Origin of the sequence: Nocardiopsis yanglingensis, from assembly GCF_045809185.1 — a bacterium.
GTDB lineage: Bacteria > Pseudomonadota > Gammaproteobacteria > Xanthomonadales > Xanthomonadaceae > Stenotrophomonas > Stenotrophomonas yanglingensis.
Genome location: NZ_JBJNRH010000001.1, coordinates 136319 through 154448, shown reverse-complemented (window position 1 = coordinate 154448; position 18130 = coordinate 136319). Strand labels below are relative to the sequence as shown.

Here is an 18130-nt window from a genome sequence, read left to right as displayed (position 1 = left end):
TGAGGCTTTCCTGCCGGGAGGGGTTGTCCATGCGTGTGCGTGCCGTCGCTGTAGCCATTGCCCTTTGCCTGTCCAGCACCGTGCTGGCCGTCGAAACCCCGCCGATGACCCCGGACATCAGCGGCAAGCCCTTCGTTGCCCCTGATGTCGGCCGCGACTACGACAAGCGCGTGGTGATGGTGCCGATGCGTGATGGCACCAAGCTGTATACGGTGATCGTGGTGCCCAAGGGCGCCCGCAATGCACCGATCCTGCTGACCCGTACCCCCTACGACGCTGCCGGTCGCGCCAGCCGCAGTGATTCGCCGCGCATGCGTGACCTGCTGCCGCAGGGCGACGAGGTGTTTGTCGACGGCGGCTATATCCGCGTGTTCCAGGACATCCGTGGCAAGTACGGTTCCGAAGGCGATTATGTGATGACCCGACCGCTGCGCGGGCCGTTGAACAACACCAAGGTGGACCACTCCACCGACGCCTGGGACACCATCGACTGGCTGGTGAAGAACGTGCCGGAGAGCAACGGCAAGGTCGGCATGCTCGGCTCGTCGTACGAGGGCTTCACCGTGGTGATGGCGCTGACCGACCCCCACCCGGCGCTGAAGGTGGCTGCGCCGCAGAGCCCGATGGTTGATGGCTGGATGGGCGACGACTGGCTCAACTACGGTGCGTTCCGCCAGGTCAACTTCAACTATTTCGCGATGCAGACCGAGAAGCGCGGCAAGGGAACACCGCTGCCCAGCCTCGGCTACGACGACTACAGTACTTTCCTGCGCATCGGTTCGGCCGGTGACTACGCGCACTTCACCGGTGTGGATCAGCTGACCTGGTGGAAGAAGCTGGTCGAGCACCCCGCCTATGACGCCTTCTGGCAGGGCCAGGCGCTGGATGCGGTGATGGCGAAAACGCCGTTGAAGGTGCCGACCATGTGGCTGCAGGGCCTGTGGGATCAGGAAGACATGTGGGGCGCCAACCACGCCTACCAGGCGATGGAAGGGCGCGACAGCGGCAACAACCGCAACTACCTGGTGATGGGCCCGTGGCGGCACAGCCAGGTGAACTACAGCGGCAGCGAGCTGGGTGCGCTGAAGTTCGATGGCGATACCGCGCTGCAGTTCCGCCGCGATGTGCTCAAGCCGTTCTTCGACCAGTACCTGGTGGACGGTGCGCCAAAGGCCGATACGCCGCCGGTGCTGATCTACAACACTGGCGAGAACCACTGGGACCGCTTGAAGGGCTGGCCACGCAGCTGCGACAAGGGCTGTGCCGCCAGCAGCAAGCCGCTGTACCTGCGCGCCGGCGGCAAGCTGGCGTTCCAGGCGCCGGCGGCGGGCGAGGGCGACTTCGAGGAGTACGTGTCCGACCCGGCCAAGCCGGTGCCGTTCGTGCCGCGTCCGGTGCGTTTCGGTGACCGTGACATGTGGACCACCTGGCTGGTCAAGGATCAGCGTTTCGTTGATGGCCGCCCGGACGTGCTGACCTTCATCACCGAACCGCTGACCGCGCCGCTGCGCATCGGCGGCGCGCCGGTGGTGCATCTGCAGGCTTCGACCAGCGGCACCGACAGCGACTGGGTGGTGAAGCTGATCGACGTGTATCCGGATCAGGAAGCGTCGACGCCGGAGATGGGCGGTTACGAGCTGCCGGTGTCGCTGGCGATCTTCCGTGGTCGCTACCGCGAAAGCTTCAGCGATCCGAAGCCGCTGGCGGCGAACCAGGTGCTGCCGTATCGCTTCGACCTGCCCAACGCCAACCACACCTTCCAGAAGGGGCACCGGGTGATGGTGCAGGTGCAGTCCAGCCTGTTCCCGTTGTACGACCGCAACCCGCAGACCTATGTGCCGAACATCTACCTGGCCAAGCCGGGCGATTACCAGAAGGCCACGCAGCGGGTCTGGCACAGCGAGGCGCAGGCGAGCTACATCGATCTGCCGGTGTATTGAGGTTGGTGAGATACGCCGGGTGCGCGATGCCCGGCGGCTGCGGCAGTGCCGGCCGCTGGCCGGCGTTCGCGATGGCGCGGGAGCGTGTCGACCAAGGTCGACACCTACCAGGGCTGGGCCATGGCATGTAGATCGACCAAGGTCGACACCTACCGGGGCTGGGCCATGGCAGGTTGATTCAGGCGGGTGTGGTAGTGCCGGCCGCTGGCCGGCAACTGCAATGGCGCGAGAGCGTGTCGACCAAGGTCGACACCTACCGGGGCTGGGCCATGGCAGGTTGATTCAGGCGGGTGTGGTAGTGCCGGCCGCTGGCCGGCATTTCCGATGGCGTAAGAGCGTGTCGACCAAGGTCGACACCTACCAGGGCTGGGTCATGGCAGGTCGATTTCAGCGGGTGCGGTAGTGCCGGCCGCTGGCCGGCATTCCCGATGGCGTAAGAGCGTGTCGACCAAGGTCGACACCTACCAAGGCTGGGCCATGGCATGTAGATCGACCAAGGTCGACACCTACCAGGGCACAGGCCTTCAGCCCACCTTCGAAGGGCCGGTGCGCCAGCGGCTGGGCACCAGGCCGAAGCGCTTGCGGAACGCAGCCGCGAAGTTGCTGGGGTGGCGGTAACCACTGGCGGCCGCAGCCTGCTCGACAGTCCAGCCGTCCTCGCGCAGGCCCTGTTCGGCGTGGCGCATGCGTTGTTCGTGCAGGTAGTCGAATACCGAGCAGCCGTATTGCTGGGCGAAGTGGCGGCGCAGCGAGCTGGGGCTCATGCAGGCCAGCTGGGCCAGTTCGACCAGGCTGTGGGCATGGCTGGGATCGTCATGCAGATAGGCGCGCACACGCTCCAGCCGTTCGCGCTGACCCGCGCGCAGCGTACGCACATGGTCGGTCTGCAGATCTTCGGCCTGTAGACCGACGGCCAGCAGCTGCAGGGCAACGCCTTCGCGCCACAGCGCATCGATGCCGTCCTGCCAGGGGCTGTCGAAGAGCTGGCCGAGTACCGGCAGCAGGGTATGCGGAATGGCCCAGTGGCGGCATTCCAGGTGGGTGTTGAGCGCGGTCTCCAGCTGCGGCAGCTGGAACAGGTCCGGATCGATCTGGCCGGGCACCATCACGCTGACGCCGCGCATGCGCGTTTCGCCAGGATGCGCACCCGTCATCTCGACCTGTTCGCGGTGGTGCGCGGTCATCGCCGTGCCAGCGCGCAGGGTGAAACCACCGCGTCGCGGAATGCGCACATCGACCTGGCCCTGCAGCATCACGCGGATGGCCAGGCCGGGACTCTGCTGGGCGGTGGCGACATAAGGGAAGCGATTATGGACGTCGGAGGCGATCAGGCTCATGCCGCCGCGCAGGAACTGCTCGTTGACCTCGCCATGGCCGGCCCACTGGTCGTCGCGCAGGTGTTCCGGGTCGGCGCGGTAATCGAAGCCATGGCGGTGGCCGAAGCGGCGGTAATCAGCAAAAGTGAAATATCGGGACATCGCTCGGCACGTGCTTTGGAGGTGGACGCTGGCATTACCTCGCCCACGCGCTCTGCAACGCAGATGCAGATCCGGTCGTTACCCGTGCAGACATGCTGGGAAGCAGTGGCGTGGGCACTCTGGATGGTGGGGAAACACCAGGTTGAATGGAATGTGTCGAAGAAACTGGAAACGTTTCCCATTGTCGCCTCGATTCGCGCGCTTTTGATTTCAATACGGTCAAAACGATTGACGATTACGGCCAAAGTGAAAATGCCGCCGAACATACGCCAGCGTTTTGCATGCATATCCGTACGCAATTCCATACATCAACTTGAGTTGAGGTTTCATGACTGGAACGATCACCCGTAGACCCGATGTCAGCCAGGTCATCACGGGCGCGCGCGTAGGGTGGGGCGGTTGGCTGTTGCAGGCCACTTTGATACCCCCACCGATGGAGAATGCAGATGATTGATTACCAGTTGACCGGCAAAACCGCGATCGTGACCGGCGGCGTGTCGGGCATCGGCCTGGCCGTGGCGCAGACGCTGGCCGCGTCCGGTGCCCGTATTTCGGTCTGGGACCTGAAACAGGATGCAGTCGATGCCACCGTGGCGCAGCTGCGCAGTGCCGGTACACAGGCCATCGGCATCGCGCTGGACGTCACCGACGACGCGGCGGTAGAGGCAGCAGTGCAGCGCACGATCAAGGAACTCAACGGCCTGCATGTGGCGGTCAACAATGCGGGCATCAGTGGGCCGGCCGCCAGCAGTGGTGATTATCCGATCGAGGGCTGGCAGCGGGTAATCGACGTCAACCTCACCAGCGTGTTCCTGTGCCAGCGTGCGCAGATCCAGGCGATGCGTGCGGCCGGAACCGGCGGCAGCATCATCAACATGGCCTCGATCCTGGGCCAGGTGGGCTATGCCGGTTCCACAGCGTACGTGGCGGCCAAGCACGGCGTGGTCGGGCTGACCCAGACTGCCGCCTGGGAGCATGCGGGCGACGGTATCCGTGTCAACGCGGTCGGCCCGGGCTTCATCAGCACACCGCTGCTGGAGAAGATGGACCCGAAGGTGCGTGCCACGCTGGAAGGACGGCACGCACTGAAGCGGCTGGGCACGGCCGAGGAAGTAGCGGCACTGGTGGCCTGGTTGGCCAGCGACGACGCCTCGTTCGCGACCGGTACCTATTACGCCATTGATGGTGGCTACCTGGCGCAGTGATGCGTTGATCACAGATGGTGCAGGCGTTGGGCACGGCCCGGCGCTGTCGGGTGAACGGGCTGTGGTGTGGCCTTCACCTCTGTGCCACGGGTGCCACGCGACGCTCCGGGAAACTCCCGGAGCCTGCCCATGGAACTCACCCAGGATGTCTCGATCCTGCTGCGCGTGGCCGCGGCAATGCTGTTCGGCGGCGTGCTCGGCGTCGAGCGCGAGATGGGCAAGCACGCTGCGGGCCTGCGCACCCACATGCTGATTGCCGGCGCTGCTGCGCTGATTGTTGGACTCGGCGATTCAGTGGCAGAGCATTTCCAGCAGGAGCGTTACCGCGACCTGCTGCAGGTCGACCCGGTACGCCTCATCGAGGCCGTGGTGGCCTGCGTTGGCTTCGTTGCTGCCGGCACCATCCTGCGCGGCTCGCGCGAGGACCAGGTCAGCGGGTTGACCACGGCCAGCTCGCTGATCATGGCCGCGGCCATCGGCATTGCCGTGGGTATCGGCAAATACGTGATTGCGATTGGCGTCAGCGTGCTGTGCGTGCTGGTGCTGGCGGTGATGCGGCGGTTGGAGAAGCGGATTTCGTAGGGAGTCGCGAGTTGCCGGTCGGCGGCCGGCACCACCATGCGGCCTAAATGGTCGGACCAATATCGCATCTAGCCCTATGGTCTAATAGGCTATTCGTCGGAGTGGCGGTTAAATCCGCTGCAAGTGGTCTGATCGCGATCATTATTGGTATGACCAATAATCGGCAGCCACGGAGATCCACCGCCCGCGGTGGGGCACCTTCCGCATCCAGTCGAGAGTCTTCATGCAGCCCTGGCAACACCTGTACGACCCCGCCGGCAACCTATGGTTGTCCAGCCTGATCGCGCTGCTGCCGATCGCGTTCTTTTTCATTGCCCTGGCCGTGCTGCGCATGAAGGGTTGGCTGGCCGGCACGATCACCGTGGCCATCGCGCTCGGCGTGGCTCTGCTGTTCTACCGCATGCCGCTGAGCCAGGCGCTGGGCGCGGCCGGTTTCGGCTTCGTCTACGGCCTGTGGCCAATCGCCTGGATCATCATCGGCGCGGTGTTCCTCTACAAGGTCTCGGTCAAGACCGGTCAGTTCGACATCATCCGCGCTTCGATCCTGTCGGTGACCGAAGACCAGCGCCTGCAGATGCTGATGGTCGGCTTCGCCTTCGGTGCCTTCCTGGAAGGCGCGGCAGGTTTCGGTGCGCCGGTGGCGATCACCGCGGCACTGCTGGTCGGGTTGGGCTTCAAGCCGCTGTATGCCGCCGGCCTGTGCCTGATCGTCAACACCGCGCCGGTGGCGTTCGGTGCAATGGGCATTCCGATCATCGTGGCCGGGCAGGTCACTGGCCTGGATGCATTCGAGATCGGCCAGATGGCCGGCCGCCAGCTGCCGTTCCTGACCATCGTCGTGCTGTTCTGGATCATGGCGATCATGGATGGCTGGCGCGGCATCAAGGAAACCTGGCCGGCGGTGCTGGTGGCCGGTGGCTCGTTCGCCATCGCGCAGTACCTGACCTCCAACTTCATCGGCCCGGAACTGCCGGACATTACCGCGTCGCTGGCGTCGCTGGTCTGCCTGACCCTGTTCCTGCGCCGCTGGAAGCCGGTGCGGATCTTCCGCTTCGACACCGAAACCAGCGCCGAGGCGGCTGCGCAGGCGTTGGAAGCACCGCGCTACAGCGTCGGCCAGATCGCCAAGGCGTGGTCGCCGTTCCTGATCCTCACCGCGATGGTCACGCTGTGGAGCATCAAGCCGTTCAAGTCGCTGTTCGCGGCGGGTGGCCCGCTGGAAAGCTGGGTATTGAAGCTCCCGGTGCCGGGCCTGGACCAGATGGTGCAGAAGATGCCGCCGATCGTGGATGCGCCATTGAGCTACGAGGCGATCTACAAGTTCGACTGGTTCTCGGCCACCGGTACCTCGATCATTCTCGCCGCAGTGATCGCGATCATCGCGCTGCGCATGCCGGCCCGTTCGGCGCTGCAGACCTTCGGCGAAACCGTGCGTGAGCTGCGCATGCCGATCTACTCGATCGGCATGGTGCTGGCCTTCGCCTTCATCGCCAACTACTCGGGCCTGTCGGCGACGCTGGCGCTGGCACTGGCGCATACCGGTGATGCGTTCCCGTTCTTCTCGCCGTTCCTGGGCTGGCTGGGCGTGTTCCTGACCGGCTCGGACACCTCGTCCAACGCGCTGTTCTCGGCGCTGCAGGCCACCACCGCGCAGCAGATCGGCGTATCCGACGTGCTGCTGGTGGCGGCCAACACCACCGGTGGCGTTACCGGCAAGATGATCTCGCCGCAGTCGATCGCCATTGCCTGCGCCGCGGTCGGCCTGGCCGGCAAGGAATCGGACCTGTTCCGTTTCACGGTCAAGCACAGCCTGATCTTCACCACGATGGTCGGCCTGATCACCCTGGCGCAGGCCTACTGGCTGACCTGGATGATTCCCTGAGCCATGCACCGTCAGCCGACCACCCGCTGCGCGCTTCGGGCCACAATGGCGCCATGAGCACGCAACGTATTTCGGACAAGGTGGCCGCGCAGCTGCGCGGCCTGGTGCAGGAGCAGCGGCTGCAACCGGGCGACCGGCTGCCGGCCGAGCGTACCCTGGCGGTGCAGCTGGGGGTCTCGCGCACCGCGCTGCGCGAGGCCATCGCGCAGCTGGCCAGCCAGGGCCTGCTGACCGCACGGGTAGGTGGCGGCACCTACGTGGCCGAACCCGCGGCGCGCGCGCGGCAGGCGCTGGATGAACCGCTGGCGCCGTACCTGCCGCTGTTCCAGGGCGACCCGGAGTACCGCTTCGACGTGCTGGAGATCCGCCATGCGCTGGAAGGTGCCACCGCCTGGCATGCGGCGCTGCGTGCCACCGATGAGGACCGCACGCGCATCGCCCAGGCCTTCCAGACCATGATGGACGCGCACGGCAAGGACGACCCCACCGGCGAAGCCGAGGCCGACGCCGCCTTCCACCTGTCCATCGCCGAGGCCTCGCACAACCTTGTGTTGCTGCAGGTGATGCGCGGCCTGTTCGAGCTACTGCAGACCAATATTTCGCAGAGCCGCGAGAAGCTCTATACCTCGGCGAGAACCTTTTCGCCGCTGTCCGACCAGCACCGCGAGATGATGGACGCGGTGCTGGCCGGTGACCCCGAACGCGCGCGCGCCGCCGCGCATGCCCACCTCGAGTTCGTGCACACCACGCTGCGCACCCTCGATGACAACGAAGCCCGGCGTGCGCGGGCCTCGCGTCTACCTTCCCCACACGGTTGACCCCATGATCATCTCCGCCTCCACCGATTACCGTGCCGCAGCGCAACGCCGGCTGCCGCCGTTCCTGTTCCACTACATCGATGGCGGCGCGTATGCCGAGCACACGCTGAAGCGCAACGTTTCCGACCTGTCCGACATCGCGCTGCGCCAGCGCATCCTGCGTAACATGTCCGACCTGAGCCTGGAAACCGAGTTGTTCGGCGAAAAACTGGCGATGCCAGTGGCGCTGGCGCCGGTTGGCCTGACCGGCATGTATGCCCGACGCGGTGAAGTACAGGCGGCGCGCGCGGCCGACAGCCGAGGCATCCCGTTCACCCTGTCCACCGTATCGGTCTGCCCGATCGAGGAAGTGGCACCGGCCATCCAACGGCCGATGTGGTTCCAGCTGTACGTGCTGCGCGATCGTGGCTTCATGCGCAATGCGCTGGAGCGCGCGCAGGCCGCGGGCGTGACCACCTTGGTATTCACCGTGGACATGCCGGTGCCGGGTGCGCGCTACCGCGATGCCCACTCCGGCATGAGCGGTCCGAACGCCTCGCTGCGCCGCATCGGCCAGGCCATCACCCATCCGCACTGGGCGTGGGACGTGGGCCTGTTCGGCCGTCCGCACGATCTGGGCAACATTTCCACCTACCGTGGCAACCCGACCGGGCTGGAAGATTACATCGGTTGGCTGGGCAGCAACTTCGATCCGTCCATTTCGTGGAAGGACCTGGAATGGATCCGCGAATTCTGGAAGGGCCCGATGGTGATCAAGGGCATCCTCGACCCGGATGACGCGCGTGATGCGGTCAAGTTCGGTGCCGATGGCATCGTGGTCTCCAACCACGGTGGCCGCCAGCTGGACGGCGTGCTGTCCACCGCGCGTGCATTGCCGGCGATTGCCGACGCGGTACAGGGCGACCTGAAGATTCTCGCCGATTCGGGTATCCGCACTGGCCTGGACGTGGTGCGCATGCTGGCACTGGGCGCCGACACCGTGCTGCTGGGCCGTGCCTTCGTCTACGCGCTGGCCGCGCAGGGCGAGGCCGGCGTGGCCAACCTGCTGGACCTGATCGCCAAGGAAATGCGCGTGGCGATGACGCTGACCGGCGCGCATCGCATCGCCGACATCGGCCGCGATTCGCTGGTCAGCCTGCCATGAGTGGCCACGATGCCGTGCTGGCGCAGTTGCGCGACGCAGTCGGTAGCCGCCATGTACTGACCGGCGACAAGGCCACGCGCCGCTTCCGCCGCGGCTATCGTTTCGGCGACGGCCCGGTGCTGGCGGTGGTGCGCCCGGGCACCTTGCTGGAACTGTGGCACGTGCTGCAGGCAGCGGTGCAGGGTGGGGCGGCGATCATCCTGCAGGCGGCCAATACCGGCCTGACCGGCGGCTCGACCCCGGATGGCAACGACTACGGGCGGCCGATCGTGCTGGTCAGCACGCTGCGCCTGACCGGCATCCAGCTGCTGAACGAAGGTCGGCAGGTGCTGTGCCTGCCCGGCGCAACGCTGGACCGGCTGGAGCAGATGCTGGCACCACTGGGCCGCGAACCGCATTCGGTGATCGGCTCGTCCTGCATCGGCGCCTCGGTGCTGGGCGGCATCTGCAACAACTCCGGCGGCGCGCTGGTGCGTCGCGGCCCGGCCTACACCGAGCTGGCACTGTATGCACAGGTCGATGCGCAGGGCCAGCTGCAGCTGGTCAACCATCTGGGCATCGCGCTGGGCGATACGCCCGAGCAGATCCTGCAGCGCCTGCAGGCGGGTGACTACCGTGCTGCCGACGTGGGTGACGGCGATGGTCGCGCCGCCTCCGATCCACGCTACGCCGACGAAGTGCGCCGGGTCGATGCCGATACGCCGGCACGCTTCAATGCCGACCCCAGCCGTCACTTCGAAGCAGCGGGGTCTGCCGGCAAGCTGGCGGTGTTCGCGGTGCGTCTGGACACCTTCGAAAAGGAGGCCGCTGAGGTCTTCTACATCGGCAGCAACCGCACCGACAGCCTCACCGCGATCCGGCGCCAGCTGCTGACCGGCTTCGAACGCCTGCCGATTGCCGGTGAGTACATCCACCGCGATGCCTATGACATCGGCGAGCGCTACGGCAAGGACAGCTTCCTGCTGATCGACCGCCTCGGCACCGCGCGTGTGCCGGCCGCGTTCGCACTGAAGAGCCGGGTTGACGGCTGGTTCGAGCGGCTGGGCCTGCGCGGGGTGACCGACCGGGTGATGCAGATGCTGACCGGCCTGCTGCCCTCGCACCTGCCCAGGCGCATGGGCGAGTTCCGCCAGCGCTACGAGCATCATCTGCTGCTGAAGGTCTCCGCGCAGGACGCAGCGGAAACCGAGGCCTGGCTGCGCGGCTTCTTCGCCGACCATGAGGGTGGTTACTTCCACTGCACGGCCGACGAGGGGCGCAAGGCCTTCCTGCATCGCTTCGCCGTGGCCGGTGCCGCGGTGCGTTACCGTGAAGTGCATCGTGACCAGGTGCAGGACATCGTGGCGCTGGATATTGCCCTGCGCCGCGATGATGCAGACTGGTTCGAGCAGTTGCCGGCCGATATCGACGGCCGCCTGCTGCACAAGCTGTATTACGGTCACTTCCTGTGCCACGTGTTCCACCAGGACTACATCGCGCGCAAGGGCGAAGACCCGATGGCGATCGAGCATGCGATGTGGGCGCTGCTGGACCAGCGTGGCGCCGAGTATCCGGCCGAGCACAACGTCGGCCACCTGTACCCGGCCAAGCCGGCGCTGGCGGGGTTCTACAAGCAGCTGGACCCGAGCAACACCTTCAATCCCGGCATCGGCCAGACCTCGAAAGCCAAGGGCTGGGGTGGCTGCGACTGTAGTGGGCATTGACGGATACAACGCGGCTTTACTGTAGAGCCGAGCCTATGCTCGGCTGCTCTTCCCGACAGACAGCAGTCGAGCATGGCTCGACTCTACAAAGGCAGCGGTTACCATCTGGATTCCACAAGCAGGAATCTCCTCCATGCCCACCATCGTTGCCCGCGCGACCCTGTGCGCCACACTGCTGGCAACCACGGTGCTGGCGTTGGCCCAGGGCTCGATCCTGCCGCAGCAGCGTGATGCCGCCGGCAATGTGATGGAGCCATTGGGGCAGGTGCTGATCGCCCATGAGACGGGGCCGGCGGGGCTCTATGAGTGCACGCGGGACGGCAACTGGTGCGTGCGCGTGCAGCCGGTTGCTGAGGATGGTGACCGGCCGGCTGCGCTGGAAGTGCTTGAGAAAGTGCCGGGCCAGGGCACGCCGCACACCTACCACGTCAGCATCGACGTGCCGCATGAAAGTGATCTGAAGCTGTGGCCGTGGATCGTGCGACTGGCTCCGGGAGTTGGCAGCGACGCGCCGGTGACCGACCCGCAGCAGCGCGCCCGCCAGAACGTGCTGGTGGGTGGCATCGTCACGTTCAGCGCCATGTATTCCGGTGGAGGTGCCGACGCATCCACGCTGCAGCTGGCACGCGTGCGCCACCTGCAGGACGACATCCAGGTGGACGACGACGTGCTGACCGTGCCATGGCTGGGCAATGCGATGATCCGCGCCTGTTTCAGCGAGCAGGACATCAAGCAGCGCGCAGGCGCCTGCCACGATGAGTATGGATTCTCGGCAAAGCTGGGGCTGGAGACGGCGGCCGAGGGCATGCCGGTGCTGCGCTACCAGACCGTGGCGACACGGTTTCCGGCCGGTGTCTCGCGCTTCGAGGATTCGCTGGCCAAGGGGCCGCTGAAAAAGAAGGATCTGCGCAGCGAGCAGGACCCGGCGTGCACCTACACGCGGCTGTTCCGCTTCGCGGAGGGGATGTTCCACCCGGACCAGGCGCTGCCGGACTGTGCCGGCTATACCGAACCCTGAACCCTGAACCCTGTAGAGCCGAGCCTACGCTCGGCTGGCGTTCCGTGCGGCCTGACCGGAGAGCAGCCGAGCGTGGGCTCGGCTCTACAGAAACCTGCCGCGGTGCTTACTCGCAGCGGGTGGCGGTGATGATGTTGTCCTTGTCCACGAACACGCGCAGGCGGTCCTGACGGATGTCCTTGGTGGTGATGGTGCTGGGGCCGATCGGGTTGACCAGGCCGGCACCGCTCTCGCTGGACAGGCGGCGGATGTTGGGCTCATTGGCCGGCTGGCCGATCGCCCAGCCCAGCTGGCTGGCGTCGCAGCGGCCGCTGCCTTTGACTTCCGGACCAGGCGTGCTGACACAGGCCGACAGCAGCAGCGCAGAGGCCGGCAGCAACAGGGACAGACGGAATGCAGACATGCGAGCGCTCCTGCGCAGGGGAAGATGGCGGGAACGATAGCACCCGGCGTGCGAAAGGCGTCAGCGCCCCGGTCATTGCCGGCACAGCGTGGCCGTTGCATAGTGAGAGGGATGACTGGCACCACGCCAGCGGGTAGGCCGGGCTCTTCCGGCCCAGGTATTGGATACGGTATGACGGCAGGCAGTTTCCGCAGGAAGCACAAGACGATGACGGCGCTGGTGTTGTCGTTGCTGGGCGTGGCGTTTGCCGCCTCCGCTGCCGATCCGGAACCCGCGCCGGTCGAAACCCCGGTATTCGGTGCCTGGCGCAACCTGCAGACCGAATCCGGCTACGCGCCTGCGCAGCGCAACCTGGCCTTTGCCATGCTGCCGCAGGCGGCTACCCGCGGCGACCGTTTCGCCATCCTCGACCGTGAAGGCAAGCGGACAGTGTGCTGCCTGCAGGTGGCCAGTCCCTCGCTGGGCGTGGCCGCGCTGCGCGGTCAGTACCACCTGCCACAGGCCTGGGTGACCGACCTGAGCAATGGCCGCAGCCCCGCACGTCCCTATGTGCCGAACGTCTATGCGATGCAGCGGGTGGACGAGCTGGCTGACTACAGCTTCGCCGATGTACCCGGCGCTTACAGCGACCTGGGCGGGCTGCTGATTCCGGAAGGTGCCGCGCTGGAGGCCGACGGCAGTGCCGTGCGCCTGGGTGAGACCCGCTATCCGCTGCGTTTCCAGCGCCAGCCGCCCGCCGATGACGATGGCGCGCTGGACCGCTACATCCTGCAGGCCGGCGAGGGTGCCGCCCCGATCGTGGTTGAAGTGCCGTTCGGCACCTACTGATTGCAGCACTGCACTGGCTACAATGCCGCGCGGCGCTGTCTGCCGTGCCTGTTCCGTGAGCCGTTGCCGTGTTCCTGCGCCCCTTCCTGCTGCCGTCCCTGCTGTTGTTGTCCGCTTGTGCCAGCGCACCACCACCGCCGCCGGCCCATTCCGATGCATTGTGGCGGTTGATCGAGCGTGACTGCCGGGGCGCCGAAGGCCCACGCGGCGATTGCCTGCGCGTGGAGATGGCCGCCGACCGCCGCAATGTGCTGGTCAAGGACGCGCACGGCGACTACCAGTTCCTGCTGATGCCGCTGGACAAGGTCAGCGGCATCGAGAACCGCAGCCTGTACCAGCGTGGTGCACCGAACTACTTCGCTGCAGCCTGGCAGGCGCGCAGCCACACCGAACAGGCCCTGCGGCAACCGCTGCCGCGCAATGTCGCCAGCCTGGCGTTGAACTCGCCGCACGGCCGGTCACAACACCAGCTGCATATCCATGTGGATTGCCTGCGTGCCGACGTGCTGCAGGCGCTGGACACGCATGCTGCCGCCCTTGGCAGCCGCTGGGCACCGTTGCCGGTGCTGCTGCGCGGCCATCAGTACCAGGCCCGCCTGCTGCCGGGCGCGGAACTGACCGCCAATCCGCTCAATCTGCTGGCCTATGACCTCGCTGGCGTGGACGACGTAGGCCAGTGGAGCCTGGTCGTGGCCGGCCGGGACGCAGTGCAGGGCGGTCCGGGCTTCATCCTGCTGGCCACCCGCGTGGACGCCGGCACCGGCAACGAGGCCAGCGCTGAAGAACTGCAGGACCACGCGTGTTCGGTGCTGACCGGTGCCGGCAACGCGCTGGAGCGGGTCCGCTAGTCCAGCACGCGATGCTGGCCGCGCCACATCGGCGCGGTCAGTGCCAGCAGCTGGCGATCCTGCCAGCCATCCAGATCCAGATGATGGTCGCGCAGCAGGCCTTCCTGCTCGAAGCCGAAGGCGTGCAGCGCAGTGGCGAACGGGTCATTGCAGTCTGGTGGCAGCATCACGAACAGGCGATGCAGGCCGACATCCTCGAACAGGAACGGGCACAGCGCCCGCAGCGCCGCGTCGGCATGCGGGTGCCAGTGCTGCAGCGACAGCAACTCGGCACTGCGCGCGTGCAGCGACTGCAGGCGGATATGCAGCTGATCCAGCACCGTGCCGTGTTCGTCGTCGAACACCCCCAGCAGCAGCTGATCGTTGTCCTGCTCCAGGCGCGAGCGATGCATGTGGGCGAGAAAGCGCGCCTCCTCGTCGATGTCGCCGGGGTGACGGCGGCCGCGCCGGCGGCGGTCATCGAACAGGCGCCAGCGTGGCAGATCGGTGCGTAGGAATGGGCGCAGGGTGACCGGCGCCGCCTGCAGCTGCAGCAGATGGCGGCGCTGCACCGGGCGCAGCGGGGGAAGAGCGGAGATCGGGTACGGGGTCGTCATCCCAGCAACGATGACCGTGCCCGCGGCGCCAGACCATTCAAAACATTGCAAAAACGCTGTGATTGTCCCTGACGGGTCTGATTCGGTTCAGGCATAAGGCAATCAGGGCTGGTCATTTCCGTTGAAACCACCCATTCAGGACACTTTCGTTACGGGATCGTTATGCGCCGTATAGGCCGCTGCCCCCGTACCACCACCCGCCCAACTCCCCAGGAAGCCCATGTCCGCCTCCCACAAGGCGCTGCGCCCGCGTCCGCTGGTGCTCGCACTGTCGTCCCTGATGCTGGTCTCGCTGCCGGCCTTCGCGCAGGAAAGCGCACCCACCACACTGCAGGAAGTGAAGGTCACCGGCTCGCGCATTCCGCGCGCCAGTGTCGAGGGCCCGTCACCGGTGACGGTGATCAGCCGCGAGCAGATCGATGCACAGGGCTACCGCAATGCCTTCGATGCGTTGAGCGCGCTGACCGAAAACACCGGTAACGTACAGGGCGAGGACTTCGGCAATACGTTCACGCCGGCCGCCAACACCATCAACCTGCGCGGGCTGGGTCCGAACCGCACGCTGGTGCTGGTAAACGGCCGTCGCCAGGCCGATTACCCGCTGGCCTACGAGGGCTCGGTGAACGTGGTCAACCTGGCCAACATCCCCAGTGCGCTGATCGAGCGCATCGAGGTTCTGGCCGCTGGCGCATCGGCGGTATATGGCTCCGACGCCATCGCCGGCGTGGTCAACATCATCCTCAAGGACCGCTTCCAGGGCGTGGACGTGAACGTGCGCGCCGGTGGCACCCAGCAGGGCGGTGGCGACAATCAGCGCGCGCAGGTGGTCGGCGGGAGTTCCGGCGAGCGTTGGGATGCGCTGTTCGGCTTCGAGTTCGATGTGCGCAAGGCGATCCACGCGCGCCAGCGCGACTTCATGGATTCGCTGGACGATGACCCGGCTGGCAAGGCACCGCAGGCGACTGCGATCGCCTATCGCCGCAATGCCGCCACCGGTCGCAACATCGATCCGGGCGTCAATGGCTGCGACGGTTCGTCTGACATCTATGGCGGCAGCGTGTTCCGCGCCTACAACCCGCGGCAGGGCTGGTACTGCGGCAGCAATGAGGCTGCCGCCAGCTACTGGACCGTGCAGACCCAGAAGCGCAACCTCAACGGCTATGGCCTGCTGACCTTCCACGTCAACGAGACCACCGACCTGTTCGCCGATGTCGCCGTGGGCAGCGCGCGGATCTACAACAACACGCGTGCGCCGACCTGGACCTCGGCCCGCAACTACTTCTACAACCAGACCACCGGCAACCTGGAAAGCTGGTACCGCCGCTTCGCGCCGGAGGAAATCGGCGGCCTGCCGCGCAATGCCAACCGCTTCCTGGAAAACTCGTGGTCGTTCAATGTCGGCGCACGTGGCCAGATCGGCGACAGTGGCTGGGATTACGAAGCGGTCTACAGCCGCTCGCGCTACGAGAACCGCACCCGCCGACCGGTGCTGCTGGCCGGCATCAACGAATACCTGCTCGGCCCGAAGCTGGGCGTACGCAATGGCGTTGAGGTCTATGCGCCGGACCCGGCACGCCTGTTCAAGCCATTGACCCCGAACGAATACGAGGGCCTGTCCGACTACCAGGAAAGCCGCAATGCGGCATGGCTGCAGACCTTCAGCGCCAGCGTCAATGGCCGCCTGTTCGCGCTGCCTGGGGGAGATGCGGCGTTGGCAGCGGTGGTTGAAGCCGGCAGCCAGGGCTACCGCAACCGCCCGGATCCGCGTCTGGGCAGCGGCGAGTTCTGGAACACCAGCGCCGGCATCGGTGCCGGTGGCGAGCGTGACCGCTACGCTGCAGGTGTGGAGCTGCAATTGCCGCTACTGCAGTCGCTGACCACCACCCTGGCCGGTCGCTATGACCAGTACCGTGCCGGTGGCGAGCACATCGGCAAGGCCACCTGGAGTTTCGGCGTCGAGTTCCGTCCGATCGAGAGCCTGCTGATCCGTGGTACCGCGGCGACCAGCTTCCGTGCGCCGGACATGAACTACGTGTTTGCCACCGAAACCCGCGGCTACAACCCGGGCATGACCGATTACTGGCGCTGCCGCACCGCAGGCCAGTCGTACGACAACTGTGACTACAACGGCCTGTCGATCGACTACAGCAACCGCGCCAATGCGCAGCTGCAGCCGGAATCGGCCAAGTCCTATGGCTTTGGCGTGGTCTGGTCACCGCTGTCCGGGCTGGATTTCAGTGCCGACTACTACGACATCCGCATCGACAACGAGGTGACCAGCCTCGATACCAGCCGCATCCTGCGTGACGAGGCCGATTGCCGCCTGGGCCGCACGCTGGGCGGCGAAGCGCGCGATATCGGTTCACCGCTGTGCCAGGACGCGCTGTCGCGGGTGATCCGCAACCCGTCCACCGCAACCGTGCAGCCGGACCAGGTGACCCGTGTGCTGATCAATCCGATCAACGCGGCCTCCGAATCGGTTCGCGGCCTGGACCTGAAGGGCAACTGGCGTTTCGATGCCGGCCGCTACGGCCGCTTCACCACGCGCCTGGCCTATACCGTGGTGCTGGAGCATAAATACCGGCAGTTCTCCGATGATCCGGAGCGTGACATCCGCAATTCGCTGGACGACTACCAGTGGCGCAGCAAGGCCAACGGCAGCATCACCTGGAACCAGGGTGACTGGACCACCACGCTGTACGGCAACCGCTTCGGCTCGCTGCCGAAGACCGATGGCAGTGGCCGCATCGCGCCGTACATGACGTACAACGCGAGTGTGTTCCGCCAGTTCGGCGAGAACCTGTCGGTGGGCGTAATCGTCAACAACCTGCGTGACAGCCGCCCGCCGGCGGACAAGAACGGAGGCGGCTGGCCGTTCTATCCGGTTGGCAACTACGACCCATATGGCCGCCAGTACTGGGTGCAGCTGGACTACCGGTTCCGCTGATTCCGCAGACGAACGAAAGGCCCGGCATTGCCGGGCTTTTCTTTGTGCAGTGCACCCGTGTTGCCGCTGCGCGCGTGGCATGCTGTGGCGATACATGGAGGATGATGCGCATGGATGTCAGGGTGTGGGGTCTGATTGCAGTGGTGGCCATTGCGGGTTGCAGTGGCAAGCAGGCGGCCAAGGTGGATGATGCCGCGGAGGTGACCAATGCCGCGCCTGCGCAGTCTCACGTGCAGCCAGCGGAGCACGCTGGGCCATCGCGCGCGGCAACCGCGTCGAGTGCCACGACGGCTGCCGCTGGGCTCGCGCAATCGGAGGGGCACTTCCTCGAGGGTGAGCGCATGCTGCTGAGCGAGGGTGCGGTGTCCGTGCAGAAGAGCGAGGCGCTGCTGGGTTCCGACAAGGCTTTCGCGCAGGCGATCAGCCAGTTTGAGCGCGATGCGGCCGGCCACCCGGAAGTGCAGGACCTGACCCGGCTCTACAGGACGGCCGCGACCCGGCTCATCGGCAGCGACGGCACGCTGGTGTCTTTCGCCTGTGGCTACAGCCTGTGTGTCGGCGAGATCCGAAGCCGTACCGATGAGGATTTCAGTGCCTGGTCCGAGGCGATCGGCATGGACAAGGCGGCCCCGGTCTACAGTCTGACCACGGCGCCGATGACATGGGGCAGGGACCAGCGTGGTGGACGCTTCGTGTTCTCGATGGATCCTGCAGCCAACGCCATCACGGGCCCGTAGC

The 18130-nt window shown here is 66.1% G+C and carries 15 protein-coding genes; 12 read left to right on the top strand and 3 right to left on the bottom strand.

Going from position 1 to position 18130, the window contains the following annotated elements; genetic code table 11:
• The first annotated feature begins 29 nt into the window (after window positions 1-29).
• Window positions 30-1940: a CocE/NonD family hydrolase gene (locus ACJ7C5_RS00680; RefSeq protein ID WP_094000847.1), complete on the top strand. Its 1911-nt coding sequence runs from the start codon at window positions 30-32 to the stop codon at window positions 1938-1940.
• A gap of 524 nt (window positions 1941-2464) precedes the next feature.
• Here ACJ7C5_RS00680 and ACJ7C5_RS00675 read toward each other — a convergent pair.
• Window positions 2465-3418, bottom strand: a complete 954-nt coding sequence (locus ACJ7C5_RS00675) for a helix-turn-helix transcriptional regulator (protein ID WP_088026307.1) — start codon at window positions 3416-3418, stop codon at window positions 2465-2467.
• A 446-nt stretch (window positions 3419-3864) separates the two neighbouring features.
• On the opposite strand from ACJ7C5_RS00675, the gene ACJ7C5_RS00670 reads away from it, so the two are divergent.
• The 7 genes from ACJ7C5_RS00670 (at window position 3865) to ACJ7C5_RS00640 (ending at window position 11770) form a co-directional block, all read left to right on the top strand.
• A complete protein-coding gene (locus ACJ7C5_RS00670) occupies window positions 3865-4623 on the top strand; it encodes an SDR family NAD(P)-dependent oxidoreductase (protein ID WP_412702787.1) in 759 nt (252 codons plus the stop codon).
• A 129-nt stretch (window positions 4624-4752) separates the two neighbouring features.
• Window positions 4753-5205 (top strand): MgtC/SapB family protein, encoded by a 453-nt coding sequence (locus tag ACJ7C5_RS00665; protein ID WP_005410036.1) that lies wholly within the window; start codon window positions 4753-4755, stop codon window positions 5203-5205.
• Between the two features lie 223 nt (window positions 5206-5428).
• Entirely contained in the window at window positions 5429-7087 is a 1659-nt protein-coding gene (gene lldP, locus ACJ7C5_RS00660; RefSeq protein WP_412702786.1) for an L-lactate permease, read from the top strand.
• A gap of 53 nt (window positions 7088-7140) precedes the next feature.
• Complete coding sequence (gene lldR, locus ACJ7C5_RS00655) at window positions 7141-7905, top strand: transcriptional regulator LldR (protein WP_012480578.1); 765 nt, start codon at window positions 7141-7143, stop codon at window positions 7903-7905.
• A 4-nt stretch (window positions 7906-7909) separates the two neighbouring features.
• Entirely contained in the window at window positions 7910-9049 is a 1140-nt protein-coding gene (gene lldD / locus ACJ7C5_RS00650) for an FMN-dependent L-lactate dehydrogenase LldD (protein ID WP_088026305.1), read from the top strand.
• Window positions 9046-10752 carry a D-lactate dehydrogenase gene (gene dld / locus ACJ7C5_RS00645; RefSeq protein WP_412702785.1) on the top strand — a complete coding sequence of 569 codons (1707 nt, stop codon included), beginning with the start codon at window positions 9046-9048 and terminating at the stop codon, window positions 10750-10752. Before lldD ends, dld begins: the two co-directional genes overlap by 4 nt.
• A 133-nt stretch (window positions 10753-10885) precedes the next feature.
• Window positions 10886-11770 carry a hypothetical protein gene (locus ACJ7C5_RS00640; protein ID WP_412702784.1) on the top strand — a complete coding sequence of 295 codons (885 nt, stop codon included), beginning with the start codon at window positions 10886-10888 and terminating at the stop codon, window positions 11768-11770.
• Between the two features lie 106 nt (window positions 11771-11876).
• Here the strand turns inward: ACJ7C5_RS00640 and ACJ7C5_RS00635 are convergent, their stop codons facing one another.
• The gene (locus ACJ7C5_RS00635; RefSeq protein WP_097047819.1) at window positions 11877-12173 is read right to left on the bottom strand and encodes a hypothetical protein; all 297 of its coding nucleotides are present in this window, start codon (window positions 12171-12173) and stop codon (window positions 11877-11879) included.
• 171 nt (window positions 12174-12344) lie between these two features.
• On the opposite strand from ACJ7C5_RS00635, the gene ACJ7C5_RS00630 reads away from it, so the two are divergent.
• On the top strand, window positions 12345-13001 hold the full coding sequence (locus ACJ7C5_RS00630) for a hypothetical protein (RefSeq protein ID WP_412702783.1): 657 nt from the start codon (window positions 12345-12347) through the stop codon (window positions 12999-13001).
• 68 nt (window positions 13002-13069) lie between these two features.
• Window positions 13070-13849 carry a CDP-diacylglycerol diphosphatase gene (locus ACJ7C5_RS00625; RefSeq protein WP_094000840.1) on the top strand — a complete coding sequence of 260 codons (780 nt, stop codon included), beginning with the start codon at window positions 13070-13072 and terminating at the stop codon, window positions 13847-13849.
• On the opposite strand, the gene ACJ7C5_RS00620 is transcribed toward ACJ7C5_RS00625, so the two are convergent.
• Window positions 13846-14445, bottom strand: a complete 600-nt coding sequence (locus tag ACJ7C5_RS00620; protein WP_094000839.1) for a GNAT family N-acetyltransferase — start codon at window positions 14443-14445, stop codon at window positions 13846-13848. The two genes, ACJ7C5_RS00625 and ACJ7C5_RS00620, sit on opposite strands and share 4 nt — an antisense overlap.
• A gap of 220 nt (window positions 14446-14665) precedes the next feature.
• On the opposite strand from ACJ7C5_RS00620, the gene ACJ7C5_RS00615 reads away from it, so the two are divergent.
• Both ACJ7C5_RS00615 and ACJ7C5_RS00610 read left to right on the top strand, forming a co-directional pair.
• Window positions 14666-17392: a TonB-dependent receptor plug domain-containing protein gene (locus ACJ7C5_RS00615; RefSeq protein WP_412702782.1), complete on the top strand. Its 2727-nt coding sequence runs from the start codon at window positions 14666-14668 to the stop codon at window positions 17390-17392.
• Between the two features lie 104 nt (window positions 17393-17496).
• Complete coding sequence (locus tag ACJ7C5_RS00610) at window positions 17497-18129, top strand: hypothetical protein (protein WP_412702781.1); 633 nt, start codon at window positions 17497-17499, stop codon at window positions 18127-18129.
• The last annotated feature ends 1 nt before the right edge of the window (window position 18130 follow it).

Bases quoted from the DNA above. Each gene is read 5' to 3' on its own strand.
- ACJ7C5_RS00635 (WP_097047819.1), bottom strand. From the start codon at position 12,173: ATGTCTGCATTCCGTCTGTCCCTGTTGCTGCCGGCCTCTGCGCTGCTG.
- lldP (WP_412702786.1), top strand. From the start codon at position 5,429: ATGCAGCCCTGGCAACACCTGTACGACCCCGCCGGCAACCTATGGTTG.
- ACJ7C5_RS00680 (WP_094000847.1), top strand. From the start codon at position 30: ATGCGTGTGCGTGCCGTCGCTGTAGCCATTGCCCTTTGCCTGTCCAGC.
- lldR (WP_012480578.1), top strand. From the start codon at position 7,141: ATGAGCACGCAACGTATTTCGGACAAGGTGGCCGCGCAGCTGCGCGGC.
- ACJ7C5_RS00675 (WP_088026307.1), bottom strand. From the start codon at position 3,418: ATGTCCCGATATTTCACTTTTGCTGATTACCGCCGCTTCGGCCACCGC.
- ACJ7C5_RS00670 (WP_412702787.1), top strand. From the start codon at position 3,865: ATGATTGATTACCAGTTGACCGGCAAAACCGCGATCGTGACCGGCGGC.
- ACJ7C5_RS00610 (WP_412702781.1), top strand. From the start codon at position 17,497: ATGCGCATGGATGTCAGGGTGTGGGGTCTGATTGCAGTGGTGGCCATT.
- ACJ7C5_RS00640 (WP_412702784.1), top strand. From the start codon at position 10,886: ATGCCCACCATCGTTGCCCGCGCGACCCTGTGCGCCACACTGCTGGCA.
- lldD (WP_088026305.1), top strand. From the start codon at position 7,910: ATGATCATCTCCGCCTCCACCGATTACCGTGCCGCAGCGCAACGCCGG.
- ACJ7C5_RS00665 (WP_005410036.1), top strand. From the start codon at position 4,753: ATGGAACTCACCCAGGATGTCTCGATCCTGCTGCGCGTGGCCGCGGCA.
- ACJ7C5_RS00620 (WP_094000839.1), bottom strand. From the start codon at position 14,445: ATGACGACCCCGTACCCGATCTCCGCTCTTCCCCCGCTGCGCCCGGTG.
- ACJ7C5_RS00615 (WP_412702782.1), top strand. From the start codon at position 14,666: ATGTCCGCCTCCCACAAGGCGCTGCGCCCGCGTCCGCTGGTGCTCGCA.
- dld (WP_412702785.1), top strand. From the start codon at position 9,046: ATGAGTGGCCACGATGCCGTGCTGGCGCAGTTGCGCGACGCAGTCGGT.
- ACJ7C5_RS00630 (WP_412702783.1), top strand. From the start codon at position 12,345: ATGACGGCAGGCAGTTTCCGCAGGAAGCACAAGACGATGACGGCGCTG.